Genomic DNA, 21,982 nt, shown 5'->3' on the forward strand with positions numbered 1-21,982 from the left:
CCCAATAAATAGGAGGAAAACTCAGGTGGATCAGCGTCTCATCGTATTCAAAGAAGTAGTGGAACGAAAAAGTTTTTCCAAAACCGCGGAGGCATTGCATATGTCGCAGCCTGCGGTCAGTCAGTATATTGCTTCACTGGAAAAAGAGTTTGGCGTGCGTCTTTTGGAACGGAGCAATAAATTTGTTCATCTGAATCATGCAGGGCGCATCGTTTACAGTCACGCCCAGGAAATTTTGCGGAGTTACGAGCGGATGCATATCCTTGTATCTGATTTAAAAAATGAACCGGCCGGCGAGCTGAAAATCGGTGCCAGTTATACGATCGGTGAATACATGGTGCCAGGCATTCTTGGCACCTTGAAGCAGGAATACCCCAATATTTTGCCCGATGTGATGATTGCCAATACGAGCCGGATTGCCCGGCGGCTCCTGAATCAGGAGATTGATATTGGCCTTATCGAGGGGGAGTACTCTCACCCGCAGCTCACAGAAGAAGCGTTTGCGACGGATCAAATGTATATAATTGCAGCGAGTGGTGAATCCTTGGTAAAAGAGAAAAGATTATCCCCTGCTGATCTGGAGAACGAAACATGGATCATTCGTGAAGAGGGTTCAGGGACAAGGGAAATGGCAGAAGCCTTTTTCCAAAAACATCAGATAAAGCCGCAGAACCTGCTCACTTTCGGCAGCACCCAGCTGATAAAGGAAGCGGTGGAAGCGGGTCTTGGGATTAGCATGCTTTCCGAATTAACCATCAAAAAAGAACTGCAGCTGCAAACGCTCAAAAAGCTGGCAGTGCAAGGTACACCCACTCAGCGCACCTTTTCCATTATACGAAATAATCACGAATTCCAGCCAAGATCACAAATTGTTTTCGGGCAAGTTGTACAGGCATCGGTTGTCTGATTTGTTTGTATTGCCTTTCTTTCTTTGCTGAAAAGGAGTATAATGGAAGATGTATCAAGAAAGGAGATGCAATGATGTCATTTTCTCGCAGACCGAAAGAGGAAGTGCCGGAAGTTGAAACGAATGTATGGTCATGCACCAGTGATGATTGCCAGGGATGGATGAGGGAATCCTACAGTTTTGCCGCTGAACCAAAATGTCCGCTTTGCCAATCCGCAATGGCCCAGGAAGTACGCGTGCTTCCGGAAATGAAATAGGTCCGCTGGCATTACGTATCTTATAAGAGGAAGCTATTTTCCGGTTGCTGGTATTATCGGTTTATTATATTATGAGTGGTGACTCCAGACGTGGCTCTGGTGTTTTTTACAATCGGAAATAGCTTCAGTTTAAACCCTGGCATTTGGTGCTGGGGTTTTTTGCTGGGAGGAAGGAATTTTGCTCCTGGTTCCAGAACAAATATAGGTGAATACATATGTTTAGAAAGAGGGGGCGGGTCCATTGGTTAATAACAGCGAAGAAATATGGGAAGCATGGCAGCCTTTTGGTAGTTTAAACAAGTATGGAATGAATTATATGGTTTACAAAGAAATCGTCAGACATAATGACTATTTGAAGATCACCTTGGAAGATCAAAACGAAAATGAAATCGAAATTGTTTATGACGACCCTAATCAGGTATGCCCCCTGGAATATGTCGTATGGGCTTTCCGCTATGGAACAGAGATGGGATATTCTCTTTCAGGATCCGGGTCAAAGCATGACCTTAGTCTGCTGGAAGATGAGACAGCATTTCGTTTTTATAAGGTAAGAAACTCTCAATACATTAAGGAATTTGACCAAAATCATCTAGCAAATCGTCACATTTATCCCAACGTAGAACATCATGTTTACGCAACAGGAGATGAGATTCTTGAGGTAATCGCAAACTATGAACCGCGGTTTGTGGAGAGAAGGAAACAGTAAATCTTGTCAAACAACTCGACTAAAGCACCCTGGCTGGAAGTCAGGGTCTTATGTTACGGCTAAATCCGCATCCCTTCCTTCACCACAAAAGAAGCGCACGGGATCTGCTCGGACGTGACGGTATCATCTGCTTCAAAAACACGTCTTAAATCATATTCCTCGCCGCCCGGTTTCAATACATACTGTTCGATGGTCTTGTTGTTATAATCGGCAATCCAATATTCGGAAACACCAAACTTCGCATAGCTTTCTTTTTTCATGATCCGGTCCCGTGCGGCGCTGTTCGGGGATAGGATTTCCACACAGAGATCGGGTGGCCCGACTACAGCATGTTCTTCAATTATATGCTCCCTGCTGCGGTGGATCATCAGAATGTCAGGCTGGCGGGTTTCATCCTCGGAGATAAGGACATCAATTGGCGAGTCGATAATAATATACTCTTTTTCACATGAATCTATCAAAATTCGCTCCAAACGCTGACTGATCCGCTGATGCGTGGTAGTTGGTGATGGTTTGAGTTCCAGGATGCCTTTGACAATTTCATACTGATTTCCATCTTCCGGCAACTGATAATAATCGTCTACCGTCCAGCCTGGTTCGTTTATGACAGGTTTTTTGACACGCTTTTTCTCGTACATGTGGTTAGTCCTCCTGTTTGTTTCTCCTATTATCTCATTCTTTGCAAAAGTAAGCCAGCATAATATGGACCTTAATTCAACCCATTCCCGAAATATGTAGACTATGCAAAAAGGTGGCGAAAAGATGATCTATTCAGGGTAGCGTTAAAAGATGTCAGTGTTCCTGTTTGGCGAAAAATTCAGATCGGTAAAAATGCAACCTTGCATTATATGCATCAGGTTCTGCAGGTTGCTTTTAACTGGTATGATTCTCACCTGCACAGTTTTTTTGTGAATAAAACGGATGGCAAGCGTGCGGATAATTTGGAAATTGATAACCCGGATCGGGATGATGTTACGGACTTATTCGGCGGGCAGGTCTATCAGGGAAAAGAAGAGACGCTGGCTGACTGGTTTATCATGCCGAAAGATAAGACCACCTATGTTTATGATTTTGGCGATGACTGGAATCACGAAATTGTTTTCTCTAAAAAGATCACCCCTGAAAATGCAGTGAACTATCCGCGCTGCACGAGTGCGAAAAATCTTGCACCGGATGAGAACCCCAGATGGGAAGTGATTCAAGGAGAAGTTGACCTTTCTCACCCTGATGGCAAACAGCTGGCTCGTGAGGTGATTGAAGGTTTACATAACATGTTGGAAGATATGCTCACTTCCTATGGAGGCGAGATGATGCCATTCTAATCAAAAGGTTGTCCTGCTTGTGGATAGGGGCCCTATTTTTTCAAAGTTTAAGAGTTGAAATTTTTCTGAACTAAATGGTATGATGTTTGTAAGCGCTATCAAACAAAGGAGGAAGGGTATGAGGTACGCAAATCCAAACACAGAGGGGTCATTGGTCACATTCAAGGAGAGGTATGACAATTTTATCGGCGGGGAATATCGTCCGCCGGCAAACGGGAAGTATTTTGAGAATGTGAGTCCGGTTACGGGAAAGGTATTTTGCAAGCTTGCCAGATCAACCAAGGAAGATGTGGAAGCGGCGGTTGACGCGGCGCACGCAGCCAAGGATACCTGGGGGAAGACATCCGTTGCCGAACGGGCCAATATTTTAAATAAAATCGCCGACCGGATTGAAGAAAATCTGGAAATGCTTGCCGTCGCCGAAACTTGGGACAACGGAAAGGCAGTCAGGGAGACGCTCGCTGCTGATATGCCGCTGGCTGCGGACCATTACCGGTATTTTGCCGGCGCAATCCGCGCCCAGGAAGGCGGAATCAGCCAGATTGATGATGACACAGTGGCCTATCATTTTCATGAGCCGCTCGGTGTCGTGGGGCAGATTATCCCATGGAATTTCCCAATACTGATGGCGACATGGAAACTGGCACCAGCGCTTGCTGCAGGAAACTGTGTGGTGCTGAAGCCTGCAGAACAGACACCTGCTTCGATACATCTCTTGATGGACTTAATCAAAGATCTGCTGCCGCCAGGTGTGGTCAACATTGTCAATGGCTTTGGCGTGGAAGCCGGAAAACCGCTGGCCTCCAATTCCCGTGTGTCAAAAGTTGCATTTACCGGGGAGACGACGACCGGCCGCTTGATCATGCAGTATGCTTCAGAAAATATCATTCCAGTGACGCTGGAGCTTGGCGGGAAATCGCCGAATATTTTCTTTGAAGATGTCATGGACAGAGACGATGGTTTCCTCGATAAAGCGGTGGAAGGCTTTGTGATGTTCGCACTGAACCAGGGAGAGGTCTGCACCTGTCCGTCTCGTGCACTTGTCCATGAATCGATCTATGATGCATTTATGGAGCGGGTCATTGAGCGCGTGAAGCAAATCAATATTGGCCACCCACTGGATACCGACACGGCGATGGGAGCTCAAGCTTCTCAGGAGCAAATGGAAAAAATCGCCTCCTACCTGGATATCGGGAAGCAAGAAGGGGCAGAAGTGCTTGTTGGAGGAAATATCAATAAATTGGAAGATGAATTGGAAGGCGGCTATTATGTGGAGCCGACGATTTTCAAAGGCACCAACAACATGCGTATTTTCCAGGAAGAAATTTTCGGTCCGGTGCTGTCTGTGACCACATTTAAAGACAAAGCAGAAGCCATGGAAATCGCCAATGATACGCTATATGGCTTGGGTGCCGGAGTCTGGACACGGAATATCAACACGGCCTACCGTTTCGGGCGCGGCATTCAGGCGGGACGTGTGTGGACGAATACGTATCACGATTATCCTGCCCACGCGGCGTTTGGCGGGTATAAAAAATCCGGTATCGGACGGGAGAATCATTTAATGATGCTCGGCCATTACCAGCAGACGAAAAACCTGCTGATCAACTACAGCGAGGAGCCTAAAGGTTTCTTTTAAATCGTAGCGAGCGCGCGAAAGCTGACATAAGTTATAGGTAAAGATGGGAGGGGTCAAAATGGTGGAACGAGTGACTGCCACGGAGGAAGCAATCGACCTGATTAACAATCTGAAAGAAATGCACGGACCGCTGATGTTTCATCAGAGCGGGGGATGCTGTGACGGCAGTTCGCCCATGTGCTATCCCAGGGATGAATTCCGCACCGGCGAATCGGATTTTTTTCTGGGCAATATTGCGGACACACCTTTCTATATGTCGAAGGACCAATATGAATACTGGAAGCACACACAGCTGATCATCGATGCTGTTGATGGCCGGGGCGGGATGTTCTCTCTGGAAGGACCAGAGGGGAAGCGCTTCCTGACCCGGTCTAGGGTATTTACGGAAGATGAACGGGCAGAATTGACTGCGCAGTAGAATCAAAAAACCTGCCATCCGGTTACGGGGGCAGGTTTTTTTGCTGTGTAAGTTTAAAAAACTTTCCTGTGCTTCACTGTTTCGAGGTCTTCCGTAACTTGCTGCATTTGTCGCTTTAAAGCTTTGAATCGTTTGAACGTGAGCAGGTAAACAATTTTAAGCGTATAAAGTTCCATCTGTGACGTGCCTACTCGCTCATTGCTGGCAATAATGCGCAAGGCTATCCCTCCCCAGGAATTATTTTTGCTGGAACAACTGAATACCATAAGCATCCAGTACATATCGCGGAACAAAAAACCTAGCGGTAACGAGCGGGTCGACGATTTGGGAAATCTGTGTCTGCCCCGCAGCGCTCATCAGCATCGTCAAGTGGGACAGGCTTAAATCGGTATGCGGGTGCAGAAAATCGACCATTTCACGGACGGCCGTTTTTGCCGCCTCATCCAGGGTTTCCGCACTCACAAGAAAAGCAATGCCGTCCTCATTTTCCAGTAGCGGATGGCTTATCGTGTGCTGCTTGATTACCTCAAAAGTGACCGTTACTTCCCCGGGTACTTCAATTCCGGAGACAGAAATTTCCCCATCTCCCATGGCAGCGTGGAAATCCCCTGTGGCAAATAATGCACCAGGCGCAGAAACAGGAAAGTAAAGCGTTGCACCCTCGGTAATCAGCTTGGTATCCATGTTCCCGCCATGCGGCCCAGGCGTTCCGCAATTCACTGGTTCATCCTCCGGCGCAACACCAATGACACCGATCATCCTATTCAGCGGGATCTTGAGGTTTTCATCAAATACTGCGTAATCCTCCTCAATCGGGAAAATCTTCACATCGAATTCATCAAAATAATCGCCTAATACTCCCTGGTTTTTGCCAGTGAGCATGACACCGCGCTCGCCGATTTTTAATTCATCAATCTTCACCTTGAGAATGTCGCCAGGCTCTGCTTCTTCAATATAAATCGGGCCAGTGGCTGGGTTAATTTGATCCCAATTCAGTTCGGTCATTTTTGTGTGTTCTGAGGTGATCTGGTTGGTAAAGCAATCATAGGTTTCGATCGTGACTGTCTCGCCTGATTTCACCTTCATCGCAGGCTCGGTATTTTTGTCAAAGGCATAGATAGCAGTTGTTGTGGTAAGGTTTCTGGACATGGAATGGGCCTCCTTGTGTTTCTATTATAATAATTATAACACGTTTCAGACATATTGAAGCAAATGGAAGTTTGCCCAGTTCGTCAGTTTAACCGCCTCCAATTCGTGGAAGAAGACAATCAGAACACAACAAGGAGGCATTTCATTGCAACCGCACAAAATCTATATAAACGGCAACTATACGACATCTTCATCAAACGAAACCATTGATATCATCAACCCTTCAACAGAAGAAGTAATTTCCAAAATCTACGACGGAACAGAAGAAGATGTGAACCAGGCGGTAGAGACAGCCAAGAAGGCGCAGACCGGCTGGGAGCAGACTCCCGCAATAGAACGGGGAAAAGTTGTCCGCAAGCTGGGTGAAAAAATCGAGGCGAATAGGGAGAAATTCATTGACCTGCTGCAGGAGGAGCAGGGGAAAGATTATGAGCTCGCTACAGGAGAAATTGATTTGGCCATTGATTATTTCCAATATATGTCCGAATGGGCGAGACGAATGGAAGGAGAAATTGTTCCGAGTGACCGTCCAAACGAGAACATCATGATGTTTAAAAAGCCAATCGGCGTGATTGGCGGCATTGTTCCATGGAATTTTCCAGTCTTTATCTTGGCACGGAAAGTGGCAACCGCCTTGGTGACTGGATGCACGATTGTCTTGAAGCCAAGTCAAAAAACGCCAAACACTGCGGCTGAATTCACAAAACTAGTGGATGATATGGAGGAAATTCCAAACGGTGTCTATAATTTCATCACAGGCACTGGCGGTAAACTTGGTAATGCATTGGCATCCCACCCTGATGTCGACATGATTTCCATGACCGGGAGCATCACCGCAGGCACCAAGGTAATGGAGGCAGCAGCACAAAGCATCACAAAAGTGAACCTTGAGCTAGGCGGAAAGGCACCGGCCATTGTCACGGAAAATGCCGATCTGGATCTTGCCGTGAAGCATATTACTACGTCACGTCTGGCAAACAATGGACAGGCCTGCACGAACGCGGAACGGATTTATGTACAGGAATCGGTTGCTGAACCATTTATAGATAAACTGAAGACCGCATTTGAAGAGGTATCCATTGGCAATCCGCGCGAAAACAAAGAAGCTGATGTCGGGCCGCTTATCAGCCAGGACAGACTCGAATCAGTAGAAAGCATGCTGCAGGATGCTGTGGATGCAGGCGGGGAAGTCGTGACAGGCGGCAAGCGGCCCTCCATTGACAATGGCTATTTCCTGGAGCCTGCCATTATTAAAAACGTGAAGCAGGACAGCGAAATCATCCAGGAGGAAATATTCGGACCGGTCGTTCCCGTAGTAACATTCCAGACATTGGATGAAGCAATCGAATATGGCAATGACACGAAATTTGGCCTCTCCTCATCGGTTTACACGGAAAATCTGCATGAAGCCATGCGCGTGGTCAATGAGCTGAAATTCGGTGAAACTTACGTGAACCGGGAAAACTTTGAAGCCGTACAGGGTTATCACACCGGACTCCGACAATCCGGACTCGGTGGAACGGACGGAAAACATGGCGTGGAAGATTTCCTTGTTACGCAGACAGTATATATGCAGTATAAGCAGGATTAAGAAGAGGAAGCAGCATTCCGTTTTCTCCACAAATAAAAAACCTGCTCCCGCTGATGTGGGAGCAGGTTTTTTCTATTGTTTCAACTCGATCAGTATATCCGTCGCTTTCTCCACAGCATAACCACTTTCCTCATCCTGTGTCTGCTCAACCATCATGGAGAGCAAAAGATCTTGGTCTTCTGTCGGGTAGCCAACGAACCAGCTGTTGATTTCTCCTGATTCGTCGTCAACGGTTAGCTTTAACTCAGCTGTTCCGGTTTTCGCAGAGATAGGAAAGTCAGCTTCCTGAGCCTGTGGCGCCGTACCATCTGTCACGACCGCTCGCAAGGCATCACGTATCAGCTCGGATTGTTCGGGCGTCGCCAGACCTTCCTGCCACACTTGACCGGTTTCTTCCGAGGTCAAAAGTGTCGGCTTCAGCATGTTTCCGTCATTTAAAAAGGTCGTATAGGTTGTTGCCAAGTGCAGGGCGCTCATTTCCAGCTGGCCCTGTCCGTAACTGGTATTGGCCAGCAGCACCTCATCCTCGATGGTTCCATCTGCGGAAATGGTTGAATTCTCGATTGGATATTCGTATGGCAATTCTTCTCCAACTCCGAACTGCTGAAATCCTGAAATCAATGATTCGCTGCCCATCTCCAAGGCCTGCATGGCAAAATAAATATTGTCTGATCGCACGAGTGCGTCGTGCAAGTCGACAGGTCCGTTCGATTCAGAAACCCGGGTGACTTCATAATCGCCCCAGCCTTCTCCGCCACTCCAGGTCAATCCGTTGATTTCGATGCCTTCATTGGGATCGATCGTCCCATTCTGCAGTCCGATCGCGGCAGTAACAGGCTTGATAACAGATCCCGGCGCATAGGTGGCGGCAAACCGGTTCAGGAGCGGCTGCTGCTCATCATTGTTCAGTTCCTCCCATAAATTTTCTGTTGTCCCATACATGATTTCATTCGGATCAAAGGAAGGACTGCTTACCAATGCCAGTGTTTCCCCGGTTTTCGGATCCATTACCGTGGCAGTGCCGGCATCTCCGCCATATGCTTCGTACACCTTTTCCTGCATATTGATGTCAATGGTAAGGGTGATATCTTCCCCGTCCTGTACCGGTTTTTCCGCAATTACACTTGTTTCCTCTTCATTGGTCACAACAATTTCCACACCGCGTTCGCCCCGCAGCTGCTCTTCGTAGAGCTGTTCCAGTCCACGGGCGCCGATCATGTCATTTGGTCCGTATTCGCCTGCATCCAATTCTTCCAGATCCTCAGCGGTAACCTGGTTCAGGTAGCCCACCAGTGGTCCGGCAGCTTCACCGGCAGGGTAGACACGTCCAGGAACTTCACTGATGCTTACACCGCTAACCTGCAGCAGCTGATCAACGAGCTCTTGATTATTCTGGGAAATTGTGGTGATTGGCACGAGAAGTTCAGGCTCCACCCAGCTTGCATTTAGCGCGGTATCAATTTCCTCCACGGACATGTTCAAGAGACCGGCAATTTCTTCTTTGGCTTGATCCGGATTGTCCCCAAGTTTCCCCGGTACAATCCCCAGCTGATTTACCATGCCATTGAGCGCGAGCGGCATTTGATTGCGGTCAAAAATTTCTCCGCGTTCCGGCTCCTGGGTATTCAGGCTAACTTCACCGCCACCTTGCAGTTCCGGAAAAATGTAGCCGGTATTCCACTCAACAAACCAGTTGGGCTCCGCGTCTTCACCTGCGCTCTCCTGCACCAGGGAAGCTTGATAATTAAAGGAAATAGGGCCGGCAATGGTTTGCATTTCGACATGGAAGGGGATTTCCACTGTACCTCCCTCCATGGCAGCAGTGGTTTCTTCTTCACTCAATTCGTTGAAGCTTACACGAAGCTCCGACACATCCAAATCTTCATACATATTGCTGTAGCGGTTTGCCATTTCTTCGGTTGAAAAAGTGTCCTGCGCTTCACCTGACAGCATTTCATACATGCCGGCAAACTCCTGGTTGTTCCACTGTTCCACAAACGCACCAAATCGCTCATTTGGTGTCGGTAAATCTTCCGAGCACGCAGTTAAAAATAGAATAAGCAACCCCAAAAATAATAATATCGCTTTTCTCATTGTAAGCTCCCCCATCAAAAAGCTTTTTCTCAAACGTGGAAAAGCCACACTGTTAAATAGATATTCCCAGGTGACTTTTCCTTTTTGTATATTCATCTGCCGGTCAGCGCTATCTTGCTTCCATATGTTCATTAATTGCATTGGTAATTCGCTGGAACTCTTCATCCGGCACGATCAGATACCAAATACCATTGATTATCTGGCCGCTGCCTGAGATCTCCATTGTGTCCACATTGCTCATAATGCCGCGGTAGTTGAGAAACAATGTCTGCATTTGGCCTTGATCTAAATTGGTCGTCACATTTTCGCCAAGAATGCCCAAGATTTCCCCGACACGGGTGATGCTGGAGAAACTCGCGGCCTTATCCATCGCGGCAGTAACCACTTCACGCTGCCGTTCGTTTCGTCCCAGGTCTCCACGCGGGTCTTCTTTTCGCATGCGAATATATTCCAGGGCTTCCTGACCGTTTAAGTGAATCTCACCGGCAGGGAACTCGATTCCTCCCTGGGTGAAGGCCGTGTCATTCGTGACGGTCACTCCGCCGAGCGCCGCAATTCCTTGTTCAAAGCCTTGCATATTCACCCGGGCATAAAAATGGACCGGTATATCGAATGCTTCCTCCACTGTCTGCACAGACAACCCGACACCACCAAATGCATAGGCATGGTTGATTTTATCCATTCCGTAGCCGGGAATATTGACATACGTATCCCGGGGGATGCTCACCATTTTCAGTGAGTTGGTGTTCGGATTGGCAGATAAGAGTATCATCGTATCGGAGCGTCCGCTGTCACCTTCGCGTTCATCCACACCTAAAAGCAGGACATTGATGGATTCTTTTTCCGTAAAAATCTGGCTGATTTGCTCCTGGCGTTCCGGGTTTGTGTCCCTTTCCAGTGGTTCATGCATCGTAGTAACCGTATCCCCGACCTGGTCATACAGATACCAGAGATAACTACCGGTCAGTAAAATTAACCCGAGAAATATTCCGCCTATCCAATATGGCCATTTGCGCCGTTTTTTATGTTTTCTTTTGTTCACTCTCGAATTCACACGTATTCTCCCCTGCCTGCTTATTATCTATATAACTATAAAGTTCGCAAATTTTGTCATGTATAGGTAGATTATACCGGATTTTAAAGAATCCGTCTATGGAAGAAACGTTAATTTTCTGTTTGCGGAAGTGCAGTGATGATATAACGCTCAGGTGCATTTCCTATAAAGGAAAATGGATAGCAAGTCGTTAGTGTCAGTACTTCCTTACCTTTAGGTGCAATGACAGAGCGATCATCCGCATCCACGATCGCTGTATCAGTAATTTTATAGGTAAATTCCCCGTAAGGCATCTTTATTGTCAACAGATCACCAAGCTTCAGTTCTCCCATACGGCGAAATACCGTGTCGCGGTGCCCGGACAGCACAATTTGCTCCCCTTCCTTTGGGAAGGCGGTGCCGCTGTAATGTCCGACTCCTTTTGCCAATTCGTCTTCATTGGTTCCCTCAATAATTGGCAGGACGGCATCTAATTTCGGAATATGTAAAATGCCTGCAGTTTGCCCGGAGGCTGGCTTGTATATTTTTGCTGATGTGGCGGAAACATGTTGATTCTTTTCCCCAACAGTACCTTTTTCCACTAATGTTCTGGCTTCGGAAAGACTCTGATTCTGTGCATAATTGGATTGGACTAATTGATAACCACCATATAATAAGAACATAGCCCCGGCAGCCATTAGCAAATAAGCAATTGCTTTCATTGAAGACCTCCCGATTGTTTTGTTCATTATAACACACAAAGAAATTTTATAAAAAATGTAATTGTTAGTAAACGCAAGTAAATGAAAGAAAACGAAAGGAAATAGTTCTTAATAAAGAATAAAACACTGATTTTCGGGTTTTGCGTCTGATGAGCAATAGATTATACTGCAAGTAGTTGTTCGTTATTAGGAACAAAGAACTATGAATAACGCTATTTGTGATAGAAAAGATACAAGAGCGTTGGTCTACTGTGTTTCTTTATAACGAATGTACATAAATGAAAGGAGGATATCGCTGTGTAGCTGGTTAGGTCGTTCCATAGGACAAGAGCTATGACAGGGAAAAAGCAACCTGATGAAACAGAAATCGTACAAAACATCACAGAGAACGGCAGCGATAAGTTGAATTAAAAAATGAGGAGGAAACAGACATGGGAATTAAAAAGAAATTAGGAATGGGTGTAGCAACAGCAATATTGGGGTTGAGTTTAGTCGGTGGGGGAACGTTTGCTTATTTTAGTGATGCGGAAACCGTTGATAACACATTTGCAGCAGGAACACTGGATTTGGGAGTGGACCCGACAATCGCCTTTGATATTGATAACTTAAAGCCGGGAGACACTATGATCAGGTCGTTTAAAATGACTAATGAAGGATCACTAAATATATCCAAAGTGCTAATGAACACCTCGTTCACTGGCACGGAAGAATTTGCCAACCATTTGAAAGTTGACTTTCTGGCAAGTGATCTTACTGTAATTGATGAATTGAGCGGGTATACAGTTGCTGAATTGGCTCAAATCAAGGACACAGATATAACGCCTGGTTTTCCGATATGGTTTGATTTCATAGTTGATGCGCAAGGAATTCCAAATGGTACGGAGGATTGGGTTACCATCAAAATCACCTTTGAAGACAATGGGCAAGATCAAAACAACCTGCAGGGAGCCAATTTGGATGTGGCGTTTGAACTGGAGGCACATCAAACAGAGGGGACACTAAAATAAGCCAAGCAGATAAGAGAGGGGGAGAACACTTCTCCCTCTACATATCATTCATCAGCCCAAATACTTAAAGGTTAAACTGCAGAATGGTAAGGAGGGGATGCAATTGAGCATTAAAAATAAGATTCTTTGCTTTGTGGCAACCGCTGTGCTGGGTTTATGCCTGATGGGCGGCGGGACGTATGCCTATTTTAGTGATTCCGAAACAGCGGCCAATACGTTTGCGGCAGGGGTGCTGGATCTGGGCCTGAACAAGGAAACGATTATTGAAGTCGATGGTATCGTGCCGGGTGACACCGTGAAGGGTGACTTTACACTTACCAATGATGGGACCGTCGATATGGGAGAGGTTGTACTTGCTTCTTCTTATGAAGTAGTGGATAAGCATGAGAATAACGGAGATAGCGACCTGGGCGACCATATTCTGGTTGAATTGCGGACGAAAGGAAGCGAAGAAGTAATTTTTGAGAAACAGCTCTCCGAATTGAAGGATAACCCAGCACTCGTTTTGGAGTCGTTTACTGCCGGGAATAAATCGGAGGAATTTTCCGTCCATTTCACCTTTATCGAAAATAACGAAAACCAGAATCATTTCCAGGGAGATGCACTAAGGCTGTTTTGGGAGTTCACAGCAGAACAACGGGAGGGAAAAACAACAGTTAGCGGGAAATAGCTATCCCGCTTCCTTCCAGATTGCCGTCGTGGAGCAAGGGATCTTCTTGTCTTTGCTCTTACAATACATATAACTGTTTAACCTAAAAAACCCCTCTAACCAAAGGTGGAGATACTCATGAGACAGAGCAGGTTAAGAAAATATAAGTCCCGGTTTCAGTGGTTTCTGCTGATCGGAAAAGTGGTGATGATCTGGTATTTAATCATCTTTTCCACAACCTATCTGGTCAACCATACATCAGCCCAATTTACGGATGCCAGACAGGCAAACGGATTGCTGGAAGTGGGTCATTGGGAGGAAGAAGGGGACCCCAGGGGCATTCTGATATTTACCGGGAAAGGCAACCAGAACATTGATTCCTGCAAACCGATCACCATCAAGGCAGGGATTAAAAATATCGTGGAAAGAGACATGACAGAAGACAGCACTTATGAAGTCTTTTATGCAGAAAATGGTAATCCGGAAAAAGGCGAGAAGCAGAAACTCGGCGAAGGGGAAGGCACTATCAAAGCGCTTGCGAGCGGAGAAATAACCGAGCTCACCTTTTATGCTGAGAAACCTGGAAGGTATGTTTTTTTAGCCTACCAGCATGAGGACCATAAAGGGGATAAGAAAATCTGGAGTGAAAAAATCCGCGTAGACTGCAGCTCAGGGCAAAAGCCGGACAGCAAAGAGGAGAGCCCGCACGCAAAGAAAAAAGCTGACACTGATGAAGAAAATAAAGACATGGATAGAAAAGAAAAAGAACAGAATAAAGAACCCGCGAAACAAGAAGGAGAGGAAGATGTAGAAGTAAAAAACGAAGATAAAAAAGATGAAGCACTACCAGAAACTACGCAAAAAAAGACCTCTCCTTCCACAGAAGAGAAGGAGGAGAATTCTGAAGAGAAGCAGCAAGACAGCATAACAGAAGCGGATACCCAGAGTGAAGCCGACAAAGCGGCAGCCGAAGAGAAAACAGATCGAACGGAAACAGAAGCAGGGGACAAACAAATTAGTGACGGAAAGGGGGCGAAGGAGTGAAGAAACAAAAGGTCTTAAAAAGGGTAAATAGCGTAGTATCAAGCGTGCTGGTTGTGCTGCTTGTAAGTGTTGCGGTCATGGTAGTTTATACAAAGATCTCAGACGGTGAACCGGAAGTATTCGGCTATAAACTGAAGACCGTGCTTTCCGGTTCGATGGAGCCAGGCATTCAGACAGGATCCCTCATCGCGGTCAAATCCGTTGCCGGGGAAGAACGCGGATCCTTTCAGCCAGGCGATGTAATTACCTTCATGGAAGATGAAAATAAACTTGTTACCCACCGAATTACAGAAGTAAGAGAAACTGGGAGCGGAGTGATTTATACGACCAAAGGGGACAACAATGACACGGTAGACAGTGCCCCAGTGCTTGCCGAAAATGTAGTGGGGGTCTACACCGGTTTCACCCTGCCATATGCCGGGTATATCAGCAGTTTTGCCCAGTCGCCTGAGGGTAGTGCAATGCTTCTGATTTTACCGGGAATCCTGATGTTTGGCTATTCGGTTATCAGCATCTGGAAGACGCTAAATGAGCTGGAAAAAAGCAATCAAAAAGAAACGGCAGAAGCGAAGTAAGCGGCCTGGAAATTTTACGTCGTATTGGAGACGATGCTTATGATGCATAAAAGCGCAAGACTTATAATAGCCGGAATCGCAGTTTTCTTATTTTCTCTCGGTTTTTCGTGGCCTACAGCTGCAGAGGAAGGAAACGAGATAGATATTCAAATAGAACCTCAGGGTGTCCTGTTCGATGTGGCGAATATGAAGCCGGGAGACTGGGCCCCAAGAACAGTAGTTATCCAAAACAATGGGTCAAGTGCATTTGATTATGTGGTTTCGTTAAGAAATGAAAGCAAAGCGAACAAACTTTTTAACGAATTATTGCTGGAAGTGAGGGGGGGAGAACAGGAACTATTCAGTGGAAAACTTGCTGACTTCCAGGAACTTGCACCAAGATCATTAACTTCATTCACGGAAGAAGAATTGCAGTTCACCGTTCGCTTCCCGGAGCATCTAGACAATGACTTCCAAGGATTGAGTGCCAGGTTTGCCCTGATCTTCTCGACTGCAGGGCAGCAGCAAGACACAGATGAAGCAGTAGCTTCCGGTGTTGTCGGTAGTGGAAGCAGGGGCGAAGGAGCGGCAGGAGGATCCATCCTCCCTGATACCGCCAGTAACATGTTTAACTATCTGCTGATCGGATTGTTGCTTCTCTTTAGCGGAGCGGGGCTATTTATTTACCGCAAGCTTGTCAAAAAGATCAACCCAACAACAGTCAATGAACGCTAGGTTTTTGCCCACCGACAAAAGTAGTGCCTTCGCATAACAAAAATAGAAGCAAACCGACAAAACAATCTATACAAAAAATTTGCATTTTATAGTATGATAGAACCAGTACTAAGAATATAGTCCCAGTCAAAGGCAAACTTATTGAAAAATAAGGACGCAAAATCACGGGTCTAAAGCTTAACGCCAAGACGGCCGGGTTTCCTGGACAAAAATGGGGGACGGAAGATGGAGAAAACGATAAAAGACGCCGCAATTGATTATGAGTGGGCAGTGCTTATAGCAGAGGCTAAAATTATCGGTATGACGACAGAGGAGGTCCGTCAATTCCTGCAGGTAGAAGCGGAAGCGGAAAAGAGTGGCTAAAAAACGTGCTTTATATAGAACCTTTTACCCGTTTTATGTTATAATCACGGGGAAAGAAGGTGAGCGTGCTTGATCGGCGAAAAAATAAAAGAGTTGCGTCAGGATAAAAAAATGTCCCTTTCCGAGTTGGCTGAAAAAGCAAATGTAGCAAAATCATACCTGAGTTCGATTGAACGAAACCTCCAGACTAATCCATCCATCCAATTTATTGAGAAGATCAGCAATGTGCTGGGCGTATCTGTAAATGAGCTTATACAGGAAGAGAATTCCGTCCCCATAGAAAGCTTGGATGATGAGTGGATGACCATTGTAAAAGAAGCGATGAATTCCGGTGTGTCCAAAGACCAATTCAGGGAATATCTGGAATTTTATAAATGGCGAAATCAGCAATAACCGTTCAGCACTGCTGGCGGTTTTTCTGTGTCTGAATTTTTTATTGTAAACTGCCGTTCGTTCAACAGGGCTGGATTTTCCACTGCCAGCAGTTATAATAGGAATGATGTAATTTAAGATAGGGTCTTTTCGTAAGTTTTGTTGCTTATTTATTTCGTAGTTGATGGGAAAATGTGACTTAACCTACAATTTGTTGCAAAAATTTCTGCAGCAGAGTGCGCGTTGATTTCCGCTCTGGGCATCCGCTTTCCGCGGGAAGCTGCCGAGCCCCCTTGTGCTGGCGCACTTCAGGGTCTCACCTAGGCTTTTCTTCCCGCAGGAGTCGGATGCCCTCCGCTCCAATCAACCATCAACAAAGTAGTTAGCTGTTGATGAATTAAAGAGCATACCTGTAGCGGAGGAAATACCCCGAGACTCCTGCGGGATCATAGTCATAGGTGAGACCCCGCAGCGCGACAGCGCGAGGAGGCTCACCAGACGCCCGCGGAAAGCGAGGGGTATTTCCGCAGCGGCGATCATAAACCCCATTGGTTTTCGTCGCGGTTTATATATTGTGATAAAAAATTCTTTTAGAAAACATCCTTAGAAAAAGAGGGATATTATTGGGAAAATGGCTGTACTGGCTGCTGCCGATCGGCTGGATGGGAATTATTTTTTATTCTTCGGCCCAGCCTTATGAAAATCAGGATATCCGCCCACTGCTGGGAAACTTCCTGGACCTTTCTTTTTTGGAACCATTTCTTGCCGGCATAACTTTTTCCTATAACGGATCGGAAGTCAGTGTCGCTGCCCAGGGTGTCGCCGGGTTCCTGGAATTTTTTATCCGGAAGGGAGCGCATGTCGGGGTGTTTTTCGTTCTCTGCTGCTTCTTTTTTTTGGCGCTGCGGAAAACCACCTCGTTTCACATGAGGACAAGCCTTGTGATTTCCTTTTTTGGAACAGTTGCATATGCTATTACAGATGAAATTCATCAAGGCTTTACACCAAACCGGACACCGTATGTTGGCGATATTATACTGGATAGCGTTGGAGCAATTGCAGCTGTGGGCTGTTTATGGCTGTTCCAACGGTGGAAAACGCCAAAAACCCGACAAAATACCCAGCCAAAATGATAGATTCATGGTATAATAGCAAGCAATATATTAAAAAATGTTCTATTACGACAGTATTCGACAATATTTTTCTTTCGAATATGCTATAGTACGCATATCTGGTGAAACGGTGCGACTTAAAAAAGGTGGGAGTTTAATGGGAGAGCAGGAGCGTTATAAAAATATCTTGCAGAAAGTGATCAGTGATACGGAAAGCTCTAAGATCCAGTCTTCTCAGGAACTTATTCAGATGCTTGTAAAAGAATTGACTGGCGGATCAGGAGAGCGAAAAGATTTACAGAATATTATCAAGTAAAGGTAAGCAAAATAAAAGCTAGTGCCGGGGAATAGGCGCTAGCTTTTTACTTGGAAAGGAAATCCGCATTCACCGGTTCATTCGCATCCTGAATTTGTATTTATCAGCCCGGTAGGCGGATTTGACATATTCCAGCGGCGTTTTTGGCTCATCATGCAAATGGGTGATTCGCTGCATCAGCAAAACAGGGGACCCCTGTTCAATGTTTAGGTGGCTGATTTCGAAGTCACTGGCCAGGACTGCCTCAATCGTCTGATCGCCATAGGCAATGGTCAGTCCGAGCTTTTCTTCAATGAATTGGTAAAAAGAATCGGGCCAGTCTGCTTCCTGCAAATCACCGGCGACCTTCCAGGGAATATAGCTTGTTTCCACAGCAACAGGGAGATCACTTGCCATGCGTATTCGGACAATCTCATACACCTTTTCGTTCGCACCTAGGGAAAGATTCTCTAAAGTCGCTTCGTCCGGCTCGATCAGCTGAAAACTTAGAAGCTTGCTGGAAGGAGTCAGTCCGCGCTTTTTCATATCCTCACTAAAGCTGGTCAGTCCTGCCAGATTTTGCTCAAATTTCCTGTCGGCTATGAAGGTGCCGCGGCCTTTTTGCCGGTAGATCAAGCCCTCTGTCACCAAATTATTAATCGCCTGGCGGACGGTCATCCTGCTGATATTGTATTTTTCCGCATATTCCCGTTCCGATGGCAACAGATCTCCTGGAGCAAGCTCACCGGATCTAATCAATTGTTTAATTTCCTCTGCCAGCTGGTAATAAATTGGCAAAGGAGATTGTTTATTAACCATCAAATTGCCCTTTCTTCATGTCGTTTGTTTTTATCGCAGGTTAACAGGCAGTAAATCCACCACTTCAAAAATAGGTTGGACCGCTGAATATTTTAGGTGGGGATAACTGCCTGTAAAAGCCCGATTGGTTCAACTAACATTCAGTGGGGAGAAGCAAAAACCCCACTGAATGAAGTTTCACTTTATTAAATTTTACCAGAGTCTCCTCCCCATGTATAGACCTATATAGTGGTATAGACAACTAGTATTTGATATACTACGTTTAAACAGCAGAAAAGAGGAAGGGTGAAGTAGAATGAGCAATGCATCCTTATATATAAAAAATATCACGGTCTACACAGAAAATGAAATTATTCCTAACGGCGCGATTTATGTGGAGAACGGAAAAATTATCGCTGCAGGGGAGCAAGAATCGGTCAGCCCAAAGGTGCCAGCACATACTCCTCGGCTTGACGGGAAAAATCTTAATGCCATTCCCGGTTTTATCGACGGTCATATCCATGGCGCAAATGGGGCAGATGTGATGGATGCGACAGAAGAGGCCTTGGATAGGGTGGCGGAGGTGTTGCCACAGGAAGGGACAACCAGTTTTTTGGCAACGACGATTACGCAGTCCCATGAGAATATTGAAAAGGCTTTGCAGACAGTTGCTGATTATTCCAATAAACCTGGGCAGGCGGACATCCTTGGCATCCATCTCGAAGGACCGTTTGTGGAAAAAAGCAAGGCTGGTGCACAGCCGGCTGCTTACATCACAAAACCGGATTTGGCGCTGTTTAACAAATGGCAGGAATTGTCCGGAAATAAAATCAGGACGATTACCATGGCGCCGGAGCATGATGCAGATGGTGAATTTATCCGTCAGCTGAAAGCGTCAGGTGTCAATGTTTCGGCAGGACATACGGATGCTGATTTTGCCGGAATGAAACAGGCTGTGGCCCATGGGGTGGGGCAGCTCACCCATCTGTGCAATGCGATGAACGGTATCCACCACCGCGATATCGGAGCTGTCGGTGCTGCTTTTCAGCTGAATGAACTGCGTGCAGAACTGATTGCTGACGGCATTCATGTCTCAAGGGAGATGCTGGAGCTGATTTATCAGAATGTCGGCAAGGAGCGCCTGATCCTGATTACGGATGCAATGCGTGCGAAATGCCTCTCTGCCGGTGATTATGAACTGGGCGGACAGCCGGTAATGGTGACAGAGGACCGTGCCGTGCTGGAAGACGGAACACTGGCGGGCAGTATTTTGAAAATGGAAGATGCCGCCAAACTCATGCTGGATATTGCAGGCGGATCTATACAGGACATCATTGCCATGGCCTCGATGAATCCGGCCAAACAGCTGGGTGTATTTGCAGAAAAGGGAAGCATCACACCGGGAAAAGATGCAGATATTTTGTTGGTGGAGGATGACTTAACAGTAAAGACAACGATTTGCCGCGGTATGGTCGCGCATGACAGGAGGTAAGCAAATGGACATTATAAAAGTAAAAGACTACCAAGAGATGAGCGAAAAGGCTTGCTCCCACGTGATAAACAATATCCACCGGCAGGACGCACCGGTGCTGGGTCTTGCTACCGGCTCGACCCCGGAAGGATTATATAAGCAGCTGATCGAAAAATATCGGCAGAAGAAAGTGTCATTCGAGCAAACCACAACCTTTAATCTGGATGAATATGTCGGTCTCGAAAACGATGATCGGAACAGCTATCATTATTACATGCAGGAAAAACTGTTCAACCACATCGATATTTCGGCTGAGAAGGCGAACCTGCCGAATGGTTCGGCGGCTGATCTGGAGCAGGAATGCAGAAATTATGAAGCACAGATTCAGCAGGCAAACGGTATCGACCTGCAAATATTGGGAATCGGATTAAATGGCCATATTGGCTTTAATGAGCCAGGGGTTTCTTTTGCCAGCAGAACTCATGTCGTAGATCTTGCTGCTTCTACCAGAGAGGCAAATGCCAGGTTTTTCCCTTCATTGGAGGATGTGCCAACGCAAGCGATCACCATGGGGATAGAAACCATCATGGAAAGTAAGGCCATCTTATTGCTCGTTTCCGGCAAACAGAAAACTGAAGCAGTTGCCAGGTTCGTGAATGGCGAGATTTCCGAGGGTTTCCCGGCATCGGTGCTCCAGCAGCATCCGCAAGTTACGTTGATTGCTGATGAAGCGGCGCTTGGTGAGGTGTAGGCGGTAATGCTGAGACGGGGGCGAGCAGCGTCGGCAGCATGTCAACTTGAGCGGCAGGGAATCAACCGGAATCGAGGCTAAATCAACCAGAAGCGAGCAAATGTTAATCTCGCTCCGCTGCTGGCTGACCCCCGGGACAGACAGCTGAAGTTCACGAACCGAATGCTGAATTTCTCTTGATAAGAGCTTAACAACAATATTTCTGCAGCCTCCACAGAGCGGCTGCCCGCTCGCCGTACCACTCCGGTCCGCTCGTCTCCAAACACCCCTTCAATCTACCGTCGACTCCACTTCCGTCTCCACATAAACCTGTTTCACCTCGGCAATTTCAGCCTGACCGCTGGTGAGATCTGTGATCCACTCCCGAAATGGTTTTGTCTCATCCATTTTTACATAAACAATCATTTCCACATTTTCCATATAAAGGATTTCATCCAATATATGCAGAGAATTGCGGATTTCATTTTCCAGTTTACCTAGCAGGGTGTAGTCAATAGTAACAGAAAATCCTTGCATCAGCTCGCGTTTGACAATTCCAGTAGTACGAATGGCCTGTGAGGTGGTGCTGCCGTAAGCACGGATCAGTCCACCGGCGCCGAGTTTGATTCCTCCAAAATATCTCGTCACAACAATTGCCGTATCTTTCAGTCCCTGTTTCTTCAGTACTTCTAGCATCGGCACCCCAGCCGTACCGCTGGGCTCTCCGTCGTCATTTGCTTTTTGGATCTGATCATTTTCGCCGATCATATAGGCGGAACAGTTATGATTGGCATTCGGGTGTTTTTTCTTGATTTCCTGGATGAATTGCTGGGCCGCTTCTTCTGTTTCAGTCCGCCTGACATATCCGATAAATCGGGACTTTTGGATGATCTGTTCATCGTTTCCTTCCTGTTTTACGGTGAAATATTTTTTTAACATGTAAATTCACTCTCCTATATCCACCATTTTAGTATATAATAGAGGATAAAATAACGATAGAATTTGCATTATCTG

The 21,982-nt window shown here is 46.3% G+C and carries 25 protein-coding genes, 1 pseudogene and 1 riboswitch; of the genes and pseudogenes, 18 read left to right on the top strand and 8 right to left on the bottom strand.

The annotated features are described in order from the left end of the window. Positions 1–25 precede the first annotated feature (25 nt). The 3 genes from CEG13_RS03510 (at position 26) to CEG13_RS03520 (ending at position 1,870) form a co-directional block, all read left to right on the top strand. A complete protein-coding gene (locus CEG13_RS03510; RefSeq protein WP_100010374.1) occupies positions 26–907 on the top strand; it encodes a LysR family transcriptional regulator in 882 nt (293 codons plus the stop codon). Positions 908–981: 74 nt separating this feature from the next. Beyond that, on the top strand, positions 982–1,164 hold the full coding sequence (locus tag CEG13_RS03515; protein WP_100010375.1) for a cold-shock protein: 183 nt from the start codon (positions 982–984) through the stop codon (positions 1,162–1,164). A 241-nt stretch (positions 1,165–1,405) separates the two neighbouring features. Next, positions 1,406–1,870, top strand: coding sequence for a hypothetical protein (locus CEG13_RS03520; protein WP_100010377.1), 465 nt, complete (start codon positions 1,406–1,408; stop codon positions 1,868–1,870). Between the two features lie 59 nt (positions 1,871–1,929). Here the strand turns inward: CEG13_RS03520 and CEG13_RS03525 are convergent, their stop codons facing one another. Further along, positions 1,930–2,508: a Uma2 family endonuclease gene (locus tag CEG13_RS03525; protein WP_100010378.1), complete on the bottom strand. Its 579-nt coding sequence runs from the start codon at positions 2,506–2,508 to the stop codon at positions 1,930–1,932. A 144-nt stretch (positions 2,509–2,652) separates the two neighbouring features. Here CEG13_RS03525 and CEG13_RS03530 point away from each other — a divergent pair. The 3 genes and pseudogenes from CEG13_RS03530 to CEG13_RS03540 all read left to right on the top strand — a co-directional run. Next, a pseudogene (locus CEG13_RS03530) lies at positions 2,653–3,192 on the top strand (plasmid pRiA4b ORF-3 family protein); the annotation flags it as partial. Positions 3,193–3,310: 118 nt separating this feature from the next. Further along, positions 3,311–4,831: an aldehyde dehydrogenase gene (adh, locus tag CEG13_RS03535; protein WP_100010380.1), complete on the top strand. Its 1,521-nt coding sequence runs from the start codon at positions 3,311–3,313 to the stop codon at positions 4,829–4,831. Between the two features lie 58 nt (positions 4,832–4,889). Then, positions 4,890–5,249, top strand: a complete 360-nt coding sequence (locus CEG13_RS03540; protein ID WP_100010382.1) for a DUF779 domain-containing protein — start codon at positions 4,890–4,892, stop codon at positions 5,247–5,249. Positions 5,250–5,302: 53 nt separating this feature from the next. On the opposite strand, the gene CEG13_RS18675 is transcribed toward CEG13_RS03540, so the two are convergent. Further along, complete coding sequence (locus CEG13_RS18675) at positions 5,303–5,467, bottom strand: hypothetical protein (protein WP_158234640.1); 165 nt, start codon at positions 5,465–5,467, stop codon at positions 5,303–5,305. A gap of 19 nt (positions 5,468–5,486) precedes the next feature. Beyond that, complete coding sequence (locus CEG13_RS03545) at positions 5,487–6,398, bottom strand: acetamidase/formamidase family protein (RefSeq protein WP_100010383.1); 912 nt, start codon at positions 6,396–6,398, stop codon at positions 5,487–5,489. Between the two features lie 145 nt (positions 6,399–6,543). Between CEG13_RS03545 and aldA the strand changes: the two genes are divergently transcribed. Further along, positions 6,544–7,989, top strand: a complete 1,446-nt coding sequence (gene aldA / locus CEG13_RS03550; RefSeq protein WP_100010385.1) for an aldehyde dehydrogenase — start codon at positions 6,544–6,546, stop codon at positions 7,987–7,989. Between the two features lie 72 nt (positions 7,990–8,061). Here the strand turns inward: aldA and CEG13_RS03555 are convergent, their stop codons facing one another. The 3 genes from CEG13_RS03555 to CEG13_RS03565 all read right to left on the bottom strand — a co-directional run bounded on the left by CEG13_RS03555 (position 8,062) and on the right by CEG13_RS03565 (position 11,838). Further along, the gene (locus CEG13_RS03555) at positions 8,062–10,083 is read right to left on the bottom strand and encodes a penicillin-binding transpeptidase domain-containing protein (protein WP_100010567.1); all 2,022 of its coding nucleotides are present in this window, start codon (positions 10,081–10,083) and stop codon (positions 8,062–8,064) included. A gap of 109 nt (positions 10,084–10,192) precedes the next feature. After that, entirely contained in the window at positions 10,193–11,137 is a 945-nt protein-coding gene (locus CEG13_RS03560) for an LCP family glycopolymer transferase (RefSeq protein ID WP_100010387.1), read from the bottom strand. Positions 11,138–11,247: 110 nt separating this feature from the next. Next, on the bottom strand, positions 11,248–11,838 hold the full coding sequence (locus CEG13_RS03565) for a class D sortase (RefSeq protein WP_100010388.1): 591 nt from the start codon (positions 11,836–11,838) through the stop codon (positions 11,248–11,250). 431 nt (positions 11,839–12,269) lie between these two features. On the opposite strand from CEG13_RS03565, the gene CEG13_RS03570 reads away from it, so the two are divergent. The 9 genes from CEG13_RS03570 (at position 12,270) to CEG13_RS18870 (ending at position 17,990) form a co-directional block, all read left to right on the top strand. Then, complete coding sequence (locus tag CEG13_RS03570) at positions 12,270–12,845, top strand: TasA family protein (RefSeq protein WP_100010389.1); 576 nt, start codon at positions 12,270–12,272, stop codon at positions 12,843–12,845. A gap of 103 nt (positions 12,846–12,948) precedes the next feature. Next, positions 12,949–13,515, top strand: a complete 567-nt coding sequence (locus CEG13_RS03575) for a TasA family protein (RefSeq protein WP_100010391.1) — start codon at positions 12,949–12,951, stop codon at positions 13,513–13,515. A gap of 117 nt (positions 13,516–13,632) precedes the next feature. Then, positions 13,633–14,538, top strand: a complete 906-nt coding sequence (gene tapA, locus CEG13_RS03580) for an amyloid fiber anchoring/assembly protein TapA (RefSeq protein ID WP_100010392.1) — start codon at positions 13,633–13,635, stop codon at positions 14,536–14,538. Continuing rightward, positions 14,535–15,113 carry a signal peptidase I SipW gene (gene sipW, locus CEG13_RS03585; RefSeq protein WP_100010393.1) on the top strand — a complete coding sequence of 193 codons (579 nt, stop codon included), beginning with the start codon at positions 14,535–14,537 and terminating at the stop codon, positions 15,111–15,113. Before tapA ends, sipW begins: the two co-directional genes overlap by 4 nt. A gap of 39 nt (positions 15,114–15,152) precedes the next feature. Next, positions 15,153–15,827, top strand: coding sequence for an LPXTG cell wall anchor domain-containing protein (locus CEG13_RS03590; protein ID WP_158234641.1), 675 nt, complete (start codon positions 15,153–15,155; stop codon positions 15,825–15,827). A gap of 121 nt (positions 15,828–15,948) precedes the next feature. After that, a riboswitch (cyclic di-GMP riboswitch) is annotated at positions 15,949–16,032 on the top strand. A gap of 20 nt (positions 16,033–16,052) precedes the next feature. Further along, positions 16,053–16,190 carry a DNA-binding anti-repressor SinI gene (gene sinI / locus CEG13_RS18570; RefSeq protein WP_143469650.1) on the top strand — a complete coding sequence of 46 codons (138 nt, stop codon included), beginning with the start codon at positions 16,053–16,055 and terminating at the stop codon, positions 16,188–16,190. Between the two features lie 69 nt (positions 16,191–16,259). Beyond that, complete coding sequence (locus CEG13_RS03595) at positions 16,260–16,583, top strand: helix-turn-helix domain-containing protein (RefSeq protein WP_100010397.1); 324 nt, start codon at positions 16,260–16,262, stop codon at positions 16,581–16,583. A 602-nt stretch (positions 16,584–17,185) separates the two neighbouring features. Then, positions 17,186–17,695, top strand: a complete 510-nt coding sequence (locus CEG13_RS03600) for a VanZ family protein (RefSeq protein ID WP_100010399.1) — start codon at positions 17,186–17,188, stop codon at positions 17,693–17,695. A gap of 136 nt (positions 17,696–17,831) precedes the next feature. Beyond that, positions 17,832–17,990 carry a hypothetical protein gene (locus CEG13_RS18870; protein ID WP_192869509.1) on the top strand — a complete coding sequence of 53 codons (159 nt, stop codon included), beginning with the start codon at positions 17,832–17,834 and terminating at the stop codon, positions 17,988–17,990. Between the two features lie 69 nt (positions 17,991–18,059). On the opposite strand, the gene CEG13_RS03605 is transcribed toward CEG13_RS18870, so the two are convergent. Beyond that, entirely contained in the window at positions 18,060–18,788 is a 729-nt protein-coding gene (locus CEG13_RS03605; protein ID WP_100010400.1) for a GntR family transcriptional regulator, read from the bottom strand. A gap of 295 nt (positions 18,789–19,083) precedes the next feature. On the opposite strand from CEG13_RS03605, the gene nagA reads away from it, so the two are divergent. Both nagA and nagB read left to right on the top strand, forming a co-directional pair. Beyond that, positions 19,084–20,259 (top strand): N-acetylglucosamine-6-phosphate deacetylase, encoded by a 1,176-nt coding sequence (gene nagA, locus CEG13_RS03610; protein ID WP_100010402.1) that lies wholly within the window; start codon positions 19,084–19,086, stop codon positions 20,257–20,259. Positions 20,260–20,263: 4 nt separating this feature from the next. Further along, the gene (gene nagB, locus CEG13_RS03615) at positions 20,264–20,989 is read left to right on the top strand and encodes a glucosamine-6-phosphate deaminase (RefSeq protein WP_100010403.1); all 726 of its coding nucleotides are present in this window, start codon (positions 20,264–20,266) and stop codon (positions 20,987–20,989) included. A gap of 270 nt (positions 20,990–21,259) precedes the next feature. On the opposite strand, the gene CEG13_RS03620 is transcribed toward nagB, so the two are convergent. Continuing rightward, complete coding sequence (locus CEG13_RS03620; RefSeq protein ID WP_100010405.1) at positions 21,260–21,907, bottom strand: YigZ family protein; 648 nt, start codon at positions 21,905–21,907, stop codon at positions 21,260–21,262. Positions 21,908–21,982 lie beyond the last annotated feature (75 nt).

It is taken from the genome of Lentibacillus sediminis, assembly GCF_002763455.1.
Lineage (GTDB): Bacteria > Bacillota > Bacilli > Bacillales > Amphibacillaceae > Lentibacillus_D > Lentibacillus_D sediminis_A.

Excerpts from the sequence above, each read along its gene's own strand:
- CEG13_RS03515 (WP_100010375.1), top strand. The coding sequence starts at position 982 with ATGTCATTTTCTCGCAGACCGAAAGAGGAAGTGCCGGAAGTTGAAACG.
- CEG13_RS03525 (WP_100010378.1), bottom strand. The coding sequence starts at position 2,508 with ATGTACGAGAAAAAGCGTGTCAAAAAACCTGTCATAAACGAACCAGGC.
- adh (WP_100010380.1), top strand. The coding sequence starts at position 3,311 with ATGAGGTACGCAAATCCAAACACAGAGGGGTCATTGGTCACATTCAAG.
- CEG13_RS03540 (WP_100010382.1), top strand. The coding sequence starts at position 4,890 with ATGGTGGAACGAGTGACTGCCACGGAGGAAGCAATCGACCTGATTAAC.
- CEG13_RS03545 (WP_100010383.1), bottom strand. The coding sequence starts at position 6,398 with ATGTCCAGAAACCTTACCACAACAACTGCTATCTATGCCTTTGACAAA.
- CEG13_RS03555 (WP_100010567.1), bottom strand. The coding sequence starts at position 10,083 with ATGAGAAAAGCGATATTATTATTTTTGGGGTTGCTTATTCTATTTTTA.
- CEG13_RS03565 (WP_100010388.1), bottom strand. The coding sequence starts at position 11,838 with ATGAAAGCAATTGCTTATTTGCTAATGGCTGCCGGGGCTATGTTCTTA.
- CEG13_RS03570 (WP_100010389.1), top strand. The coding sequence starts at position 12,270 with ATGGGAATTAAAAAGAAATTAGGAATGGGTGTAGCAACAGCAATATTG.
- tapA (WP_100010392.1), top strand. The coding sequence starts at position 13,633 with ATGAGACAGAGCAGGTTAAGAAAATATAAGTCCCGGTTTCAGTGGTTT.
- CEG13_RS03590 (WP_158234641.1), top strand. The coding sequence starts at position 15,153 with ATGATGCATAAAAGCGCAAGACTTATAATAGCCGGAATCGCAGTTTTC.
- sinI (WP_143469650.1), top strand. The coding sequence starts at position 16,053 with ATGGAGAAAACGATAAAAGACGCCGCAATTGATTATGAGTGGGCAGTG.
- CEG13_RS18870 (WP_192869509.1), top strand. The coding sequence starts at position 17,832 with ATGGGAGAGCAGGAGCGTTATAAAAATATCTTGCAGAAAGTGATCAGT.
- CEG13_RS03605 (WP_100010400.1), bottom strand. The coding sequence starts at position 18,788 with ATGGTTAATAAACAATCTCCTTTGCCAATTTATTACCAGCTGGCAGAG.
- nagA (WP_100010402.1), top strand. The coding sequence starts at position 19,084 with ATGAGCAATGCATCCTTATATATAAAAAATATCACGGTCTACACAGAA.
- nagB (WP_100010403.1), top strand. The coding sequence starts at position 20,264 with ATGGACATTATAAAAGTAAAAGACTACCAAGAGATGAGCGAAAAGGCT.
- CEG13_RS03620 (WP_100010405.1), bottom strand. The coding sequence starts at position 21,907 with ATGTTAAAAAAATATTTCACCGTAAAACAGGAAGGAAACGATGAACAG.